Genomic DNA, 17,455 nt, shown 5'->3' on the forward strand with positions numbered 1-17,455 from the left:
GTGTGTTTCTGGGTACAATTTCAAGATGCAACCACATAGTGAGGTTCCCTCTGTTATTCTGGACTTGAGAAATTCAGAGGTAGAGGGGGAGTCCATGAGTGCAATGGGAATGCCGGGGCCGCATCCGGGCGGTGGCGGGCAAGGGCGGTCCGGCAACGCCGCCCGGGACAAGCAGCGGCTCACCGAGCATCCGGTGTCCCTGGCGCGCATCGCCGCGCTCTTCCGGCCCCATCTGGGATCGGTGATTGCGGTCATGGTGCTGATCGTGGCAGCGTCGGTCATCGGCCTGGCCCAGCCGTTCATCATCCGCGAACTCATTGATGACGCGATTCCCAACAGCAATATCCGATTGCTGCTCTTGGGTGCCGTGGGACTGGTGCTGATCTCCCTGGCTACCGCGATTCTGGAAGTCGTCCAGACCTGGCGGGCAACCCTGATGGGCCAACGCGTCATGCATGGCCTGCGGACCGGGCTGTTCACGCACCTGCAGAAGCAATCCCTGGGATTCTTCACCAACTCGCGCTCCGGGGACGTGCAGTCGCGCCTGGTCAACGACGTGGGGCAGATGCAATCGGTGATTACCAATTCGGCCACGAGCATTGCCTCGAACCTGACCACCGTTGTGGCCACCGCCTGCGCGATGGTGGCGATCTCGTGGAAACTGAGCCTGATCTCATTGGTCGTGCTGCCGCCAGCGGTGCTGCTTGCCAAGCAAACCGCGAAACTGCGCCGCGCCGTGACAGGAAAGCGCCAGCGCGAGATGTCGAACCTGGCTTCGCTGATCGACGAGCGCCTGAGCATCTCCGGGGTCCGCCTGGCCAAGATCATGGGCACCGGAGCCGCTGATGCGGCGGCCTTCGGAGAGTCCAGCCACAAGCTCATCGACCTGGAAATGAAAAGCGCTTTGGCCGGGCGTTGGCGCATGGCCACGATGAGCATCATTTTCGCGGCCATCCCCGCGGTGCTGTACATCGTGGCGGGGCTGCCCGCCACCGGGCAGGGAATGAGCATCGGCACCTTGGTGGCCTTTACCGGGCTGCAGGCCGGAATCTTCCGTCCGGTCATGGGCATGATGCAGATTTCGGTCCAGTGGGTCTCGGCCTTGGCCTTGTTCAGCCGCGTCTTCGAATACCTGGATACGGACCAGGCGCTGCCGGTACCCCAGCGGCCGCGAGCGGTCGAACCCGGGAAGCTGCGTGGCGAAGTGCAATTGCGCAATGTCAGCTTCCGCTACCCCGAGGCTGACCGCGCCACCCTGGAACAGCTGGATTTGACCCTGGAGGCGGGAACAATGACCGCGGTTGTCGGTTCCACCGGTTCGGGAAAGTCCACCCTGGGGTCCTTGCTGCCCCGGCTGCTTGACCCTACCGAGGGCCAGGTATTGCTCGACGGCATTGACCTGAAGGAATTCGATCCTGAAGGCATCGCCCAGGCGGTCTCCGTCGTTGCCCAGGAAAGCTACCTGCTGCATGCTTCGATTCGGGAGAACCTCCTGTGGGCAGCGCCCCAGGCCACCGAGGAAGAGCTCTGGCAGGCGCTGGAAGCCGCGCAGATTGCGCAGCTGGTCCGCAGCCTGCCGCAGGGCCTGGAAACCCAGGTGGGGCAGCGCGGCCACCGTTTCTCCGGTGGCGAGCAGCAGCGACTGGCTATTGCCCGCACCATGCTGCGCAAGCCCAAGGTCCTGGTGCTCGACGAGGCGACCAGTGCCCTGGATACGGTCACCGAGGCTTTGGTGCAGCGGGCGCTGGACGAGCTCGCACTGGGGCGAACTACCTTGCTGATCGCGCACCGGTTGAGCACCGTGATGCGAGCGGACCGCATCGTCGTGCTAGAAGCTGGCCGGATTGCCGAAGCGGGAACTTTTGACGAGCTGGTCCAGCTTGGCGGGCAATTCGCCCAGCTGGTAGCCAAGAGCGAACTGGCCGAAAGGGCCAGCTAGCACTGGCCATCTTTCAGTCCCTGCTTTTCCAGCGAGGCCAGGATCTTCGGCAGCGCCGATTCCAATGCCGTGCGTTCGGAGGGGCTCAGGGAATCGAAAATGGTTTCACGCACGAAGCTCACGTGGGTTGGCGCGGCTTCCTCAATGGTCTTGCGCCCCTGGGCGGTGAGCGTAATCTGGTGCCCGCGGCGGTCGGTCTCATCTGAGCAGCGGCTGACCAGGCCCTTGGCTTCCATGCGGCGCAGCAGGTGGGAGAGTCGCGAGCGGTCCCAGCGCAATGCGGTCGCCACGTCGGCCGGGCGTAGACTTGGTTCGGTTGTTTCCGAAAGCACAGCCAGCACCGAGTATTCACCGGAGAGCATGTTCGAATCGCGCAGCAGCTGGCGATCCATGCCACTGGGGAACTGCCAGAGGAACTCGCGTATGGTGCGCCAGAGGTCCTGCTCGCTGTCGGTGAGCCAGCGGGTCTCTTCGCTCTTCATTCTCTTTCCTAACCATGTTGTCCCCATGGGGGACATTCAAAATATTGTTGACGCATCAATCATCTCCTGTATAGTGGAATTTAGCAAGAGAAGATGACGTGTCAACTAAATTGTTGGCCGGAGAACTCCAAGGAGAGCAACTTGTCGAAGATCGCTATCGTTACCGGTTCCACCCGTCCAGGACGTGTCAACCAGGGCGTCGCCCAATGGGTGCTGGCCAGGGCCCAGGAATTCGGTGGTGCCGACTACGAGCTGGTGGACATCGTCGAGTTCAACCTGCCGATGCTCGACGAGCCGTTCCCGGCCGCCTACCAGAACTACCAGAACGGGCACACCAAGGCCTTCGCCGCCAAGATGAGCGAATTCGATGGATACATTTTCATTGTTGGCGAGTACAACCACTCCGTCCAGCCTGCATTGGCCAACGCACTGAGCTACCTGAATGCAGAACTGAACAACAAGGCCGCCGGCATGGTCGGATACGGCTCCGCCATGGGCTCGCGTGCCGTGGAGCACCTGCGCGGGATCCTCTCGGAACTGCAGATCGCCCACGTGCAGAAGACCGGCATGTTCTCGCTATTCTCCGACTTCGAGAACTTCTCGGCTTTCGCTCCGACCGAACGGTCGGCCAATAGCGTGCAGCCCATGCTTGAACAGGTGCTCGCCTGGAGCAAGGCGATGCGCACCGTACGTGAAGGCGCCACGGTCAACGCCTAGACCGGGTAGAAATCGGCGGGGGAATGGAAAAGTGCATTGCGCCATTTCCATACCTGCCCAACTGCCATAGTCTCGAGGTGAATGGTTTATGCACGGGACTTCAAAATTCTTTGGAAGGAATGCGATGAGCGAGGAATATTCGACCAAGGGCGCCTACGTCACCGGCGGAGAATTCACCCGGGACACCAACTACATCCAGGACCGCATCGTCGCTGATGCCAGCGCCGAGCACTATGGCGAGGGAAACAGCCACAGCAAGATCGGGCATCCCAACGCGGGGCTTTCGGACGGGGCCCGGCTTTGGCCGGTGGAAGCTGGCCGCTACCATCTGGTCGCAGCCCGCGCGTGCCCCTGGGCCAACCGCACCCTGATCGTTCGCCGCCTGCTGGGCTTGGAAGACGCGCTGTCCGTCGGACTGCCCGGCCCAACCCACGACGCACGCAGCTGGACCTTTGACCTGGACCCCGGGGGCAAGGACCCTGTCCTGGGTACCGAGCGGGTCCAGGAGAACTACTTCAAGCGCTTTGCCGACTATCCACGCGGCATCACTGTGCCGGCAATCGTCGATATCCCCACCGGTGCGGTTGTCACCAATGACTACCCGCAGATCACCTGGGACATGTCCACGCAGTGGAAGGAGTTCCACCGGGAAGGCGCCCCGGACCTCATTGCGCAGGACCAGCTCGATGAGATGCTTCCGCTGATCAAGCGGATTTTCACCGAGGTCAACAACGGCGTCTACCGTGCCGGGTTCGCCGGGGACCAGCAGGCCTACAACGATGCCTACGACCGGTTATTCGCCACCTTGGACTACCTCGAAGATCGGCTGGGCACCCGCCGCTTCCTGATGGGTGATCACATCACCGAGGCCGATGTCCGGCTGTTCACCACGCTGGTGCGATTCGACCCGGTCTATCATGGCCACTTCAAGGCCAACCGGAACAAGCTCATCGACATGCCGAACCTCTGGGGCTATGCGCGGGACTTGTTCCAGACCCCGGGTTTCGGCGACACCATCGACTTCGAGCAGATCAAGGCGCACTACTACGTGGTGCATGAGGACATCAACCCGACCAGGATCATCCCGAAGGGGCCGGAGTTGGCGAACTGGCTCGAAGCGCCGGGCCGAGATGAGCTGGCCGAGAGCGGTCCGTTCCTGAACGGTACAGCACCGGGCGAAGTCCGGGCTGACGAGCGGGTCCAAGCCGGGCACAACCCGTTGTACCCCGCCTAGGAGCGCTGGCGATCCGCCGCGGATCGGCTCAGGAGCCCGCTATTTCGAGGGGTCCTGGGCCGATCTGTCCTATTCGAAATCGAAGCCTTGCCCCTCGCAAGCTTCCTGGAAAGCGGACAAGTCAGTAATTTGGGGATCCCCGGATTCATCGGCGGCCACCGCAGCGCTGATCTGTTCGGTGGAGGCCTTCGCCCCATGATCAGCGGCTTTCTGCATATTCGTTGCGCCGATGCCCTCGGGGTCAACCAAGCCCCCGCCAAAATGCACGCAGGCGGTATGGCCCTGGGGATCGAGTTGGCGCAGCTCGTCAACCGAGGGGCCAGCGCATGCGGACAGGACCAGAACCAGGGTGGCCAGTACAGGCAGGATTTTCTTCACATCCCAATCCTAGGCATGGACCTGGCTGGATGCTGTGATCCATTGTGCAAGTATTCGCTGGCGACATGGCCCAATGCATGGAACCGAGTGCGGGCGTCAACGTGGCAGGATTAAAGCATGACGATCATTGCAGCTGCGGATGGATCAGCCCTAGGAAACCCCGGACCGGCAGGTTGGGCCTGGTACGTGGACCAGGACAACTGGGCCGCTGGCGGTTGGGACCACGGAACCAACAACATGGGGGAGCTCCAAGCGGTGCTCGAACTCTTCCGGGCCACCGAGCACCTGCCAGAAGAAGAACTCAGGATCCTGTGCGATTCGCAGTATGCGATCAACTGCATCAGCAAGTGGATGCCGGGTTGGAAGAAGAAGGGCTGGAAAAAGGCCGACGGCAAACCGGTCTTGAACCAGGACATCCTCAAGGAACTTGACCGGGCCATTGCCGGGCGCAAGTACACCTTCGAGTGGGTCAAGGGCCATGCCGGACATGAGCTGAATGAAGCTGCTGACGGCCATGCGCGTGCGGCTGCGACCGCGCACCAGCAGGGCTCTGTAGTAGAGGCCGGACCGGGCTACACCGCAGTCGGCGGCCCAGCGGCTTCCAAAGCTCCAGCGGCTGAAGATGCCGTGCTGGCACCCGGCGGGCAACCCGCCGCCGCACCGGAACCCGGCGTGGACATCGCGGCCACCGTCTTCGAACTGGAACAAGGTTTCCTCGACCCGCAGATCCGCACCAGTTTCGCGGAACTCAACGACTTCCTGCATCCGGGCTACCAGGAAGTGACTCGCCATGGCGGCCTGCTGGATGTGGCCACGGTCCGGGCCATGCTGGAATCCGGGGCGAGCCTGCCCAGTACCGGTGCGGTGCAGGTCCTTGCGGCCCGGGAAGTGGATGCCCAGATGGTGCTGCTCGCGTACCGCATGAAGCCTGCAGAGGGCCCGGTGCTTGTCGTATCTTCCTGGTGGCAGAGCACCGAAGGCGGCCTGAAGCTTCGGTTCCGCCAGGAAACGGTCGAGCAGACCGCATAGAAAACACGCTTAAAGCAGTGATGCCCGCCAAATGGCGGGCATCACTGCTTTAACGGTTTGGGATCAGTACTGTCCCGGGCGGGTTTCGATGACGCCCTTCTTGTAGTTGATCCGGTTGACCAACCAGGTCACGGCCCACAGCAGCACGCCGATGACCAGCAGCAGGCCGGCAATCTCGTACTGGACCCAGTCTTCACGCGAACGAGCCCATGGGCCGGCAAGGAACAGGCAGAAGAACACGCCGAGGATCGGGATGATCGTTGGAGCGCGGAACGCATCGGGTTCCGGCTTGTCGCGGCGCAGCACCAGCAGGGCTACGTTGACTACGGCGAACACGCACAACAACAGCAGCGCGGTCGTGCCGCCCAGCGAGCCGACAATGCTGCTTCCGTTGCTCAAGTTCACGTAGACCACCAAGGCGATGGCCAGCACGGTGCTGAACAGGATCGCAGCCCATGGCGAGCGTCGGGTCGAATGCACCTTGCCCAGGAACTGCGGCAGCACGCCTTGGCGGGCCATGCCGTAGAGCAGGCGGCTAGCCATCAGCATGTTCATCAGCGCGGTGTTGACCACCGCGAAGACGGTCAAGAACGGGAAGATCGCGTCAACTGGCAGGTTCGGCAGGCCGATGCGCACAACATCCAGCAGGATGCCGGCATCCGGGTTCTTCGGGTTCAGCAGATCGCCGGTCGGGATCACCATGATGACCGTGACGGCCACCAGCATGTAGATCAAGGCGCAGATGCCCAGGCCGATGAGCATGATCTTCGGGAAGGTCTTCTTGGGATTCTTGGTTTCCTCAACCAGGTTCACCGAATCCTCGAAGCCCACCATCGCGAAGAACGCAATGGCAGTACCCATGGTCACGGCGGCGAAGACGCTGCGGTCGGTGGGGGTCTCGAAGACCACCAGGCGGGAAATGTCACCCTGGCCCGAGGCGATCACCGCGAAGCCGATGCCGATGATCGCGGCCATGATGGCCAGCGAAACTATGGTCAGCACGAGGTTGAACTTCACGCTCTCGCCCACGCCGCGGAAGTTGATCACTGCGAGGATCACGATGATCGCAATAGCTGCCCACATGCCCGCTTCCGGGGTGTTGGGAACACCCTCGACAAACTGGCCAATGCCAATGAGCAGGTTGCGCCCCACCAAGGTGGCCGAGGTGGCGGCACTGGTGATGCCCGAGCAAGCCACGGTGAACGCCACCAGGAAGGTGACGAAGTGGATGCCGAATGCCTTGTGGATGTACAAGGCGGCACCGGCCGCGTGCGGGTATTTGGTCACCAGTTCGAGGTAGCTGAAGGCGGTGAGGGTCGCGATCGTGAAAGCGATCAGGAACGGCAGCCAGGCGGCTCCGCCCACCTGGCCGGCAACTTTGCCGGTGATGGCGAAAATTCCGGCGCCGATGATATCGCCCATGATGAGGAATAGCAGCAGCTTCGGGCCAATCACCCTGCGGAGTTCTGTTTCTTTGCCGTCGGTAACGGCCGTGTCACTGTTCACAGTCATGCGATCGAGATCATCTCCTTCAATTTTGTAGGCAAACATTACAACTTTAGGGTCAGCGCATGAAGTGGGCAAACCGGCTTCAAGGCTGGCTCACAGAAGTTGGGGTCCAGCGGTAGTGAAATGTCGATTAGTGGCTAAAACAAGCCAATGCTGTGAGCTGACGTACCTATATGCTAGGTGTCGGGTCAGCGTGTGGAACCACCGGGTCGTGGGGCCGAAGCGGTTAGGGTTAGTTGATGAGAGACAAGCACTTTAAAGGATTTAGATGCAATCGGTGATCACTGAAGATTTCGCGCCCTTGGCGGAAGCACTAGAGGCGCGAGCCGCTGAGGAAGAAGGCTATTCGGCGCAGCTGGCCCTGTACCACCGCGGCGAATTGGTGCTCAGCCACAGCGTCGGCGAGCACCTCTCTGGTGACGCGCTGACCTGTGTCTTCTCCTGCACCAAGGGCCTAGGCGCGCTGGTCGTGGCACTGCTCGTGCAAGATGGGCTGATTGATCCGAACGCGCCAATGGCCACCTACTGGCCGGAATTCGGGGACAACGGGAAATCCCAGCTCACCGTCGGCGAGGTGCTCAGCCACCAAGCGGGAGTGCTCGGTGTGCCCGGGGGCGTGCCCAGCGAGATCCTCTTGAACTCCGCCGAATACGCCAAGGTGCTCGCTTCCATGCCAAGCGTCTGGCCGCTTGGCCAGAACATTGTCGGCTACCACGCGATCACCATGGGCGTGCTCATGGAAGAACTGGTACGCCGGGTCACCGGCAAGGAACTGAAAGAAGTCTTCGAGGAGCGCATCCGCAAGCCGCTGGGAGCCGAAGCCTACATCGGCCAGGACCCCGCGCTGGAATCGCGCTACCGCGATGTGCTGCCGGGCGCTGACGCCGCACCGGAATTCTTCGATCCGTTCTCCCCGGCCGGGCTTTCGGTGAACTCGGCCTCCGGTTTCGCGCTGGAAAACGGCCCGGTTTACAACTGGCACGAACTGGCCAACGCGCCTCAGGTGCGCGAACTGGGCCCCGCATCCATGGGCGCGGTCGCCAATGCCCAAGGACTGGCCGCAATCTATGCCGCCTCATTCGGTGCCGTGCCGGCACTGGGCGCCACCCGCGGATTCCTCACCGCCGACACCTGGTCCCAGGTTTCCACCGAACTGGTCTACGGCCATGACCGGACCAATGGACTGCTGCAGGCCTTCGCCCTGGGGTTCATGAAGGCCACCGCGCGCAACAACTACGGATCGATTTTCGCCTACGGCCATGACGGTGCGAACTCCTCGCTGGCCTTTGCTGATCCAGCCCACCAGCTGGGCTTCGGATTCATCCCCTCGCGCAATGAAGGCGTCAAGGAGATTTCCGCCGGAGTCAAGCTCAGCCAGCTGGCCCGCCAGCTGATCATGCAGAAGAACATGTCGGCCCAGGCTGCCGGCAGCAACGCGTAGTAAACCCATCGGGAATGGAACGAAGCAGGAGCGAAGTGAAGAAGTTTGTGGCACTAGGTGACTCGTTCACCGAAGGCGTTGGCGATGTGGATCCGACCCGGCCCAACCAGGTCCGCGGCTGGGCGGACCGGGTTTCGGAAGTGCTCTGGGCCGAAGGCGAATGGGAATACGCCAACCTGGCGGTGCGCGGCAAGAAGATCGGGCAGGTGATCAACCAGCAGCTGGACCAGGCGCTCGCACTGGCCCCGGACCTGGTCACCATCTATGCCGGCGGCAATGACATCCTGCGCCCGAAGGCGGACCTGGATGCGCTGATGCGCGGCTATGAAGGCATGGTGAGCCGCTTTGCCGAAGCCGGAAGCGCGGTCGTGCTGTTCACCGGTTTCGACACCGTGGAATCACCGTTGTTCTCCAAGACCCGTCCGCGCACGGCCATTTACAACGAGAAGGTTCGCGAAATCGCGGACGAGTACGGTGCGGTGATCGCCGATTACTGGCGGTGGCGAGAATTCTCCGATCTGCGCTACTGGGCGGTGGATCGGCTGCACATGAACGAGCTGGGCCACACGCTGATGGCTTCGAAGGTCCTTGACGTGCTCGGCACCCATCGGATCACCGAGGGAAACTGGTCCTCCAGGATCCAGCAGCCGTCCCTGCCGGAACTGGCCGTGAACTCGCGCGGCGAAAAGCTGAAGCAGGAATTGGGCTGGGCCAGAGAGCATTTGGCTCCGTGGGTCAAGCGCCGGATCACCGGCACCTCGTCGGGTGATTCCTTGTCAGCGAAATATCCTGATTACATCCGTTTAACTGCCGACGCCAACTGAACGCATTTATGACTTTTCCGGACCCCGCTCCTGTTTGACCTTGGGGGCGGGGCAGGTAACATGGTGGTGTGCTGCAGGTCTCCGGCCGGCAGCGCGCGCCATAGACGGATGGCGGGAGAGTCCCGTTCACACCATGGACGGGCGCCGTAGGAGCAATTCCTCCCCAGGAAACTCTCAGGCACCCGTACCGCCATCATGAGGCAACTCTGGAAAGAAACCGGCCCGTTCCGGTTCACCGAAGGTGCAAGTGCCCGGCTTGGTTTGCTGGATGCGTAAAACTCTCAGGTTATGCAACAGGGATGGGGAGGTAAAAAGACCTTCCTTTGGCATGCGCCAAGACAGATCCCATGGAGATACCAGCACCATGACCATCACGCAGACTTCGGCACGAGCGAATACTGAATTCGTTTCACGCCATATCGGCCCACGTCCTTCCGACGTCACCACCATGCTTCAGACCCTGGGCTACGACAGCCTGGAAGAACTGATCGACACCGCCGTTCCGGCAGACATCCGCCAGGACTCCGCACTGGATATCCCAGACGCCCTGAGCGAAACCGAAGCCCTAGCCCACCTGCGTGCGCTTGCCTCGAAGAACGTCATGAAGACCCAGATGATCGGCCAGGGCTTCTACGACACCATCACCCCAGCCGTGATCCGCCGCAACATCGTGGAAAACCCAGCCTGGTATACCGCTTACACCCCGTACCAGCCGGAAATCTCCCAGGGCCGCCTCGAAGCCCTGCTGAACTTCCAGACCATGGTCATGGACCTGACCGGCCTGCCCATCGCCAACGCGTCGCTGCTGGATGAATCCTCTGCCGCCGCCGAAGCCGTGCTGATGATGCGCCGCGCCAACAAGAAGAAGTCCAAGGGCAAGACCGTGCTGGACTCCAACATCTTCCCGCAGACCCTCAAGGTCGTGCAGGGCCGCGCTGACGCGCTGGGCTTCGAAGTCGAGATTGCCGACCTTTCCGCAGGCTTGCCAGAGGGCGAGATCTCCGGCATTGTCCTGCAGCAGCCTGGCAACGACGGCTCGATCGCGGACCACGCTTCGATCATCGCCGCCGCCAAGGAAGCCGGCGCCATGGTTACCGTGATTGCCGACCTGCTGGCCCTGACCATGATCACCCCTCCGGGCGAGCAGGGTGCCGATATCGCCGTGGGCAACACCCAGCGATTCGGCGTGCCGCTGTTCTTCGGCGGACCGCACGCTGCCTACATGGCCGTGGCCGATGGCCTGACCCGTTCCATGCCAGGACGCCTGGTGGGCGTTTCGGCCGATGACGCCGGAGTCCCTGCCTACCGCTTGGCCCTGCAGACTCGCGAGCAGCACATCCGCCGCGAAAAGGCCACCTCCAACATCTGCACCGCACAGGCCCTGCTGGCCATCTGCGCTTCGATGTACGCGGTCTACCACGGCCCAGCCGGACTGAAGCAGATCGCCTCGCGCGCCAACAACCACGCCCGGGTGATCGCCAGCTCGCTGGTTTCCGGCGGCTACACCCTGGCTTCGGACTCCTTCTTCGACACCGTTGTGGTGAACGTCGAGAACGCCGATGCCATCATTGCCAAGGCCATCGAAGCAGGCATCAACCTGCGCAAGGTGGGCGAGACCCAGGTGGGCATCTCCACCGACGAGGCCACCACCTCGGGCGTAGTCAAGACCCTGCTTGAGGTCTTCGGCGCAGAGCTCTCGGCTCCGGAAGGCTTCGAGATCCCGGCAGGGCAGGTGCGCACCAGCGACTTCATGACCCACCCGATCTTCAACACCATCTCCTCCGAAACCCAGATGATGCGCTACCTGCGCCGGCTCTCGGACCGCGACCTGGCCCTGGACCGCACCATGATCCCGCTGGGTTCGTGCACCATGAAGCTGAACTCGGCCGCCGAAATGGAATCCATCACCTGGCCGGAATTCGCCTCGATCCACCCCTACGCGCCTGCAGCGCAGACCGAGGGCTGGCGCGAGCTGATCACCGACCTGGAAGGGCGCCTGACCGCAATCACCGGCTACGCTGGCGTTTCGATCCAGCCCAACGCCGGCTCGCAGGGCGAATACGCGGGCCTGCTGGCCATCTCGGACTACCACCGTTCGCGCGGCGAAGGCCAGCGCGATCTGTGCCTGATTCCGGCTTCGGCCCACGGCACCAATGCCGCGTCGGCAGTGCTGGCCGGGATGCGCGTGGTGGTCGTGAAGACCGCAGCCGATGGCACCATCGACGCGAATGACCTGGATGCCAAGATCGAGGCCAACAAGGACGTCCTTGCAGCCATCATGATCACCTACCCATCCACCCACGGCGTCTACGACTCCGACGTGCGCGAGGTCTGCGACAAGGTCCACGCCGCCGGCGGCCAGGTGTACATCGATGGCGCGAACATGAACGCCATGGTTGGCCTGGCCCAGCCAGGCAAGTTCGGCGGCGACGTGTCGCACCTGAACCTGCACAAGACCTTCTGCATCCCGCACGGCGGTGGCGGTCCAGGCGTAGGCCCAATCGGCGTTGGCGAGCACCTGCTGCCATTCCTGCCAGGCGATGCTTCGGGCACCTACTCCGAGCGTGATGGCGTGCCGGTGGTGGCGACCGCTTTCGGCTCGGCCGGCGTCCTGCCGATCTCCTGGGCCTACATCGCGATGATGGGCGGGGACGGCTTGACCGAAGCCACCAAGCACGCGATCCTGAACGCGAACTACATTGCCAAGCGCCTGAACGAGCACTTCCCGGTACTGTTCACCGGCAACAAGGACCTGGTTGCCCACGAGTGCATTCTGGACCTGCGTGAACTGACCGCCAAGACCGGGGTCACCGCCGAGGACGTGGCCAAGCGCCTGATCGACTTCGGTTTCCACGCGCCGACCCTGTCCTTCCCTGTGGCAGGCACCCTGATGGTGGAGCCCACCGAATCCGAGGACCTGGCCGAGATCGAGCGCTTCATTGAAGCGATGATCACCATCCGCCAGGAAATGGACGAGGTCCTCTCCGGTGCCTACAGCATCGAGGAGTCCCCATTGCGCAACGCTCCGCACACGGTCTCCGCTGTGGTCAACAGCAAGTGGGACCGCAAGTACTCGGTCGAGCAGGCGGCCTTCCCGGTCCCGGCGCTGAAGTTCGACAAGTACTTCCCAACCGTGGGCCGCATCGACGGCGCCGGTGGCGACCGCAACCTGATCTGCTCCTGCCCGGCTCCCGAAGCCTTCGAAGACTAAGGAAGAGTTAGAGATGACTGAGACTACCCAAGCACTCAAGCACACCGCGCTGCACGCGCAGCACGAAGCTCTCGGCGCCAACTTCACCGACTTCGGCGGCTGGGACATGCCGTTGAAGTACGGATCGGAACTGGCAGAGCACAAGGCCGTGCGCTCCACCGCTGGCCTGTTCGACCTGTCCCACATGGGCGAGGTCTACCTCTCCGGCCCGGAAGCCGGCAAGGCGCTGAACACCGCCCTGGCAGGGAACCTGAGCATCATGAAGGTCGGCAAGGCGAAGTACTCGCTGATCCTTGACGCCGAGGGCAAGATCATCGATGACCTGATCGTCTACCGCCTGGAAGAGGAGAAGTTCCTCGTCGTGCCCAACGCCGGCAACGCCCCGGTGGTTGCCGCCGAGCTGGCTGCCCGCGCCGCCGGCTTCGACGTCGTCGTGGACGACGCTTCGGACCGCCAGTCGCTGATCGCCGTCCAGGGACCGAACGCCGAGGCGATTGTGCGCAAGCTGGCCGCCGACGAAGCAACCGCCCAGGCTGTCACCGAGCTGAAGTACTACGCTGCGGTGAAGGTGGTGCTCGGCGGCATCGACGTGCTGCTGGCCCGCACCGGCTACACCGGCGAAGACGGCTTCGAGCTGATCATCGAAAACGAGGATGCGGCAGCCCTCTGGGAAAAGAGCGTTGACGCCGGCAAGGACCACGAGCTGGTTCCTTGCGGCCTGGCTGCCCGCGACTCGCTGCGCCTTGAAGCCGGCATGCCGCTGTACGGCAACGAGCTGTCCCTGGAACGCACCCCGTTCGATGCCGGATTCGGCCCGGTGGTCTCCTTCAAGAAGGAAGAGGACTTCGTGGGCCGCGAAGCCCTGGAAGCGTTGCGCGGTGCGACCCCGCCACGCAAGCTCGTCGGCCTCAAGGGCCTGGGCAAGCGCGCCGGCCGCGGCGGCTACGCCATCGTCAAGGACGGCGCAACCATCGGTGAAATCACCTCCGGCCAGCCTTCGCCAACCCTGGGCTACCCGGTTGCACTGGGTTATGTCGACGCCGAATTCGGTGCAGTGGGAACCGAGCTGGAGGTAGACCTGCGTGGTAAGACTTTGCCTTTTGTCGTAGTCGAACTGCCGTTCTACACCCGAGCCAAGTAACGTTAAACATCAGTAGGGCTAAGCAAATCGCCCGCTAATTCCCTTGGGAGAGGAAATACCGTGAGTAAAGTTCTTTCGTCATTGCGCTACTCGGCCGAACACGAGTGGATCGATGCATCGTCCCCAGCAAAGATCGGCATCACCCAGGTTGCCGCCGACGCCCTGGGCGACGTGGTCTACGTCGACCTGCCAGAGGTCGGCGACTCCGTTACCGCAGGCGAGACCTGTGGCGAAGTCGAGTCCACCAAGTCGGTTTCCGACCTGTACTCGCCAGTGACCGGCACCATCGTTGCCATCAACGACGAGGCAGTGGACAACCCAGGCATCCTGAACGAAGACCCATACGGTGCCGGCTGGCTGTTCACCGTTGAGGTCGCCGAAGAGGGTCCGCTGCTTTCGGCAGCTGACTACGCAAGCGCGAACGGTGGAAACGTCGAGTAATGAGCAACCAGACTTTTGAATCCGTTGCCGCTGCAACGTTGACCCAGTCGCTGGCTTCGCTGGACCCGGAGATCGCGCAGCGTATTGACGCTGAGCTGGCTCGCCAGCAGCGCGGCCTGGAAATGATCGCTTCGGAGAACCACACTGCGCAGGCAATCATGCAGGCGCAGGGTTCGGTACTGACCAACAAGTATGCCGAGGGCTACCCGGGCCGCCGCTACTATGGCGGTTGCGAGGAAGTTGATGTCATCGAGACGTTGGCTATTGAGCGGCTCAAGGAGCTGTTCGGGGCGAAGTTCGCCAACGTGCAGCCGCACTCGGGTGCGCAGGCTAACGCGTCGGTGTACCACGCGCTGGTGCGTCCGGGCGATACCGTGCTGGGGCTGAACCTGAACCACGGTGGCCACCTGACCCACGGCATGAAGCTGAACTTCTCGGGCCGCCTGTTCAACATCGTGCCTTACGGTGTGGATGAGGAAACCTATGAGGTGGACATGGACGAGGTGGAGCGCCTTGCGGTTGAGCATCAGCCGAAGATGATTGTTGCTGGCTGGTCGGCGTACCCGCGCCAGCTGGATTTCCAGCGTTTCCGCGAGATTGCTGACAAGGTTGGCGCGTACTTGTTCGTGGATATGGCGCACTTTGCTGGCCTGGTGGCCGCTGGGTTGCATCCTTCGCCGGTGCCGCATGCTCATGTGGTGACTTCCACGACGCATAAGACGTTGGCTGGTCCTCGTGGCGGCATCATTCTGTCGAATGATGCGGAGATTGCGAAGAAGTTGAACTCGGCGGTGTTCCCTGGCCAGCAGGGTGGTCCGTTGGAGCATGTGATTGCTGGCAAGGCGGTGGCGTTCAAGATTGCTGCTTCGCCGGAGTTCAAGGAGCGCCAGGAGCGGACCTTGGCTGGTGCCCGCATCTTGGCTGAGCGCTTGACCCAGGAAGATGTTGTGGCCAAGGGCATCAGCGTTTTGACTGGTGGCACGGATGTTCACATGGTGCTCGTTGACTTGCGTAATAGCGAGTTGGATGGGCAGCAGGGTGAGGATCTTTTGGCTCAGGTGGAGATCACGGTGAACCGCAATTCGGTGCCGTTTGATCCTCGTCCGCCGATGGTGACTTCGGGGTTGCGTATTGGTACTCCGGCGTTGGCTACCCGTGGTTTCTCGGAGGCTGCGTTCGCTGAGGTTGCGGAGATCATTGCACAGACGTTGATTGCTGGTGCTGAGGGTAATACGGCGGTGTTGCCGGAGCTGAAGGATCGTGTTCTGAAGCTTGCCGCGGCCCACCCGCTGTACCCGGAACTGGCTAAGGTTTCCGAGTAGCATCATCTGATTAGGATGTGGGCCCGGAAGGTGGAAATACTCGCTTTTCGGGCCCGCGGTCTTTCAACATCCAGAGGTCCAGGCGCTGCACGGTACGTGCGGTGGCCGCAAGCCTCTGGAACCACACTCCACAGATCCGGGGCAGAAGCTCTCGGATTACCCAAGTTCTAAGGATGTGACCCGCTATGGCGGTTAGCGTATTCGATCTTTTCTCGGTTGGCATCGGACCGTCTTCCAGCCATACCGTGGGACCAATGCGTGCAGCACACGCATTCATTGCCCAAGTAATCCGAGAAGGCCAACTGGACGCACTGGAAAATATCCGTGTTGATGTCTACGGATCCCTGGCCGCTACCGGACGCGGCCACGGCACCTTCACTGCCATCATGCTGGGGCTTGAAGGCTTCGAACCTGAAACCGTGCTGCCATCACAGGTCGATGACCGTCTGGCGGACATGGAAGCCACTGGAATCCTCCACCTGGCCGAACAGCTTGATCAGCGCAAGGACCTGAACTACAAGGTCGAAGACATGATCCAGCATCCGCTCACCGTACTGCCACGCCACACCAACGGCGTGAAGTTCATTGCCCTCGACGCTGACGGCAACGAAATCGCCAACGAGACCTTCTTCTCCGTAGGCGGCGGCTTCATCGTGCGCGAAGGCGCCGAAGACCGCATCGAGAAGAACCTCGAAGAGAAGCTGAACAAGCAGCCCTATCCCTTCACCACGGCAGCCAAGCTGCTGGAACATGTGAAGGAAACCGGCCTGTCCATTGCCGACATCATGATGGCCAACGAAATGGCTTACCGGTCCCGCGACGAGATCCGCAACGGCCTGGTCCACATCTACGAAGTGATGGAAGACTGCAAGGATTCCGCGCTGGAACGCACCGGCGTGCTGCCCGGCGGCTTGAAAGTTCGCCGCCGTGCGCCGGAATGGCATGAACGCCTGCGCAAGGAAGACAAGGACCGGGATCCGGTCTACTGGCAGGAATGGATCAACCTCGTTGCGCTGGCCGTCAATGAGGAGAACGCCTCCGGCGGACGCGTGGTCACCGCTCCGACCAACGGCGCAGCGGGCATCATCCCAGCCGTGCTGTTCTACGCCACCCACTACGCACCGGGCGCAAAGTACTGGAATGAGGAGGAAAAACACGACGCTGTCGTACGCTTCCTGCTCACCGCTGGTGCCGTCGGCGTGCTGTACAAGGAGCAGGCATCGATCTCCGGCGCCGAAGTCGGCTGCCAGGGCGAAGTCGGTTCGGCATCATCGATGGCTGCTGGCGGCCTGGCCGAAATTCTTGGCGGCACCCCAGCGCAGGTAGAGAACGCAGCGGAAATCGCCATGGAACACAACCTTGGCCTGACCTGCGACCCGATCGGCGGACTGGTCCAGATCCCTTGCATCGAACGCAACGCCATCGCTGCTTCCAAGGCAGTGAACGCGGCGAAGATGGCGCTGATGGGCGACGGCGAACACCACGTCACCTTGGATGAAGTCATTATCACCATGCGCGAAACCGGCAAGGACATGAGCGACAAGTACAAGGAAACTGCGATGGGCGGCCTGGCCGTCAACGTGGTGGAATGCTGATTTCCCAGTAACGCATGACCCAGTTCGGGAGGCCTGCACTGCGGGTCTCCCGAACTTTTTAAATGTGATCTTGGCCCCCAAGTCCGGCAATTCCCAGCCATAGCTGATAGAACTGGGACTAGGCCCAATGCGCGCTAGCGCAAACCAGTTTCGAGGAGGTGAGTGTCGTGGAAGACAGTTCTAGTCGATCTA

14 protein-coding genes and 1 riboswitch are annotated in these 17,455 nt (G+C 62.0%); of the genes, 11 read left to right on the forward strand and 3 right to left on the reverse strand.

The window, feature by feature from the left end:
• The first annotated feature begins 94 nt into the window (after window positions 1-94).
• A complete protein-coding gene (locus ACP3TE_RS11730; protein ID WP_402695770.1) occupies window positions 95-1,939 on the forward strand; it encodes an ABC transporter ATP-binding protein in 1,845 nt (614 codons plus the stop codon).
• Here ACP3TE_RS11730 and ACP3TE_RS11735 read toward each other — a convergent pair.
• The gene (locus ACP3TE_RS11735; RefSeq protein WP_105659082.1) at window positions 1,936-2,421 is read right to left on the reverse strand and encodes a MarR family winged helix-turn-helix transcriptional regulator; all 486 of its coding nucleotides are present in this window, start codon (window positions 2,419-2,421) and stop codon (window positions 1,936-1,938) included. The genes ACP3TE_RS11730 and ACP3TE_RS11735 overlap by 4 nt on opposite strands.
• A 141-nt stretch (window positions 2,422-2,562) precedes the next feature.
• Between ACP3TE_RS11735 and ACP3TE_RS11740 the strand changes: the two genes are divergently transcribed.
• The gene (locus ACP3TE_RS11740) at window positions 2,563-3,138 is read left to right on the forward strand and encodes an NADPH-dependent FMN reductase (protein ID WP_332489107.1); all 576 of its coding nucleotides are present in this window, start codon (window positions 2,563-2,565) and stop codon (window positions 3,136-3,138) included.
• 124 nt (window positions 3,139-3,262) lie between these two features.
• Window positions 3,263-4,372: a glutathione S-transferase family protein gene (locus ACP3TE_RS11745; RefSeq protein ID WP_332595049.1), complete on the forward strand. Its 1,110-nt coding sequence runs from the start codon at window positions 3,263-3,265 to the stop codon at window positions 4,370-4,372.
• Between the two features lie 69 nt (window positions 4,373-4,441).
• Here the strand turns inward: ACP3TE_RS11745 and ACP3TE_RS11750 are convergent, their stop codons facing one another.
• Window positions 4,442-4,750, reverse strand: a complete 309-nt coding sequence (locus tag ACP3TE_RS11750; protein WP_388025222.1) for a hypothetical protein — start codon at window positions 4,748-4,750, stop codon at window positions 4,442-4,444.
• Window positions 4,751-4,867: 117 nt separating this feature from the next.
• Here ACP3TE_RS11750 and ACP3TE_RS11755 point away from each other — a divergent pair, with 117 nt between their 5' ends.
• Window positions 4,868-5,779 (forward strand): RNase H family protein, encoded by a 912-nt coding sequence (locus tag ACP3TE_RS11755; protein ID WP_426733661.1) that lies wholly within the window; start codon window positions 4,868-4,870, stop codon window positions 5,777-5,779.
• Window positions 5,780-5,842: 63 nt separating this feature from the next.
• Here the strand turns inward: ACP3TE_RS11755 and ACP3TE_RS11760 are convergent, their stop codons facing one another.
• Window positions 5,843-7,291 carry an APC family permease gene (locus tag ACP3TE_RS11760; protein ID WP_402695774.1) on the reverse strand — a complete coding sequence of 483 codons (1,449 nt, stop codon included), beginning with the start codon at window positions 7,289-7,291 and terminating at the stop codon, window positions 5,843-5,845.
• Between the two features lie 274 nt (window positions 7,292-7,565).
• Between ACP3TE_RS11760 and ACP3TE_RS11765 the strand changes: the two genes are divergently transcribed.
• The 7 genes from ACP3TE_RS11765 to ACP3TE_RS11795 all read left to right on the forward strand — a co-directional run bounded on the left by ACP3TE_RS11765 (window position 7,566) and on the right by ACP3TE_RS11795 (window position 17,263).
• Window positions 7,566-8,729, forward strand: coding sequence for a serine hydrolase domain-containing protein (locus ACP3TE_RS11765; protein WP_426733663.1), 1,164 nt, complete (start codon window positions 7,566-7,568; stop codon window positions 8,727-8,729).
• Window positions 8,730-8,776: 47 nt separating this feature from the next.
• Entirely contained in the window at window positions 8,777-9,553 is a 777-nt protein-coding gene (locus ACP3TE_RS11770) for an SGNH/GDSL hydrolase family protein (protein WP_426736227.1), read from the forward strand.
• A gap of 102 nt (window positions 9,554-9,655) precedes the next feature.
• Window positions 9,656-9,753: riboswitch (glycine riboswitch) on the forward strand.
• A gap of 164 nt (window positions 9,754-9,917) precedes the next feature.
• A complete protein-coding gene (gcvP, locus tag ACP3TE_RS11775) occupies window positions 9,918-12,764 on the forward strand; it encodes an aminomethyl-transferring glycine dehydrogenase (protein ID WP_133834845.1) in 2,847 nt (948 codons plus the stop codon).
• Window positions 12,765-12,777: 13 nt separating this feature from the next.
• Window positions 12,778-13,905: a glycine cleavage system aminomethyltransferase GcvT gene (gene gcvT / locus ACP3TE_RS11780; protein ID WP_426733665.1), complete on the forward strand. Its 1,128-nt coding sequence runs from the start codon at window positions 12,778-12,780 to the stop codon at window positions 13,903-13,905.
• Window positions 13,906-13,965: 60 nt separating this feature from the next.
• Window positions 13,966-14,346, forward strand: coding sequence for a glycine cleavage system protein GcvH (gene gcvH, locus ACP3TE_RS11785; protein ID WP_105659073.1), 381 nt, complete (start codon window positions 13,966-13,968; stop codon window positions 14,344-14,346).
• Entirely contained in the window at window positions 14,346-15,668 is a 1,323-nt protein-coding gene (glyA, locus tag ACP3TE_RS11790; RefSeq protein WP_426733667.1) for a serine hydroxymethyltransferase, read from the forward strand. The genes gcvH and glyA overlap by 1 nt, the downstream gene beginning before the upstream one ends.
• Before the next feature lie 185 nt (window positions 15,669-15,853).
• Window positions 15,854-17,263, forward strand: a complete 1,410-nt coding sequence (locus tag ACP3TE_RS11795) for an L-serine ammonia-lyase (RefSeq protein ID WP_105657073.1) — start codon at window positions 15,854-15,856, stop codon at window positions 17,261-17,263.
• Window positions 17,264-17,455 lie beyond the last annotated feature (192 nt).

The organism is Glutamicibacter sp. 2E12 (genome assembly GCF_050030965.1).
In the GTDB taxonomy this organism is placed as follows: domain Bacteria; phylum Actinomycetota; class Actinomycetes; order Actinomycetales; family Micrococcaceae; genus Glutamicibacter.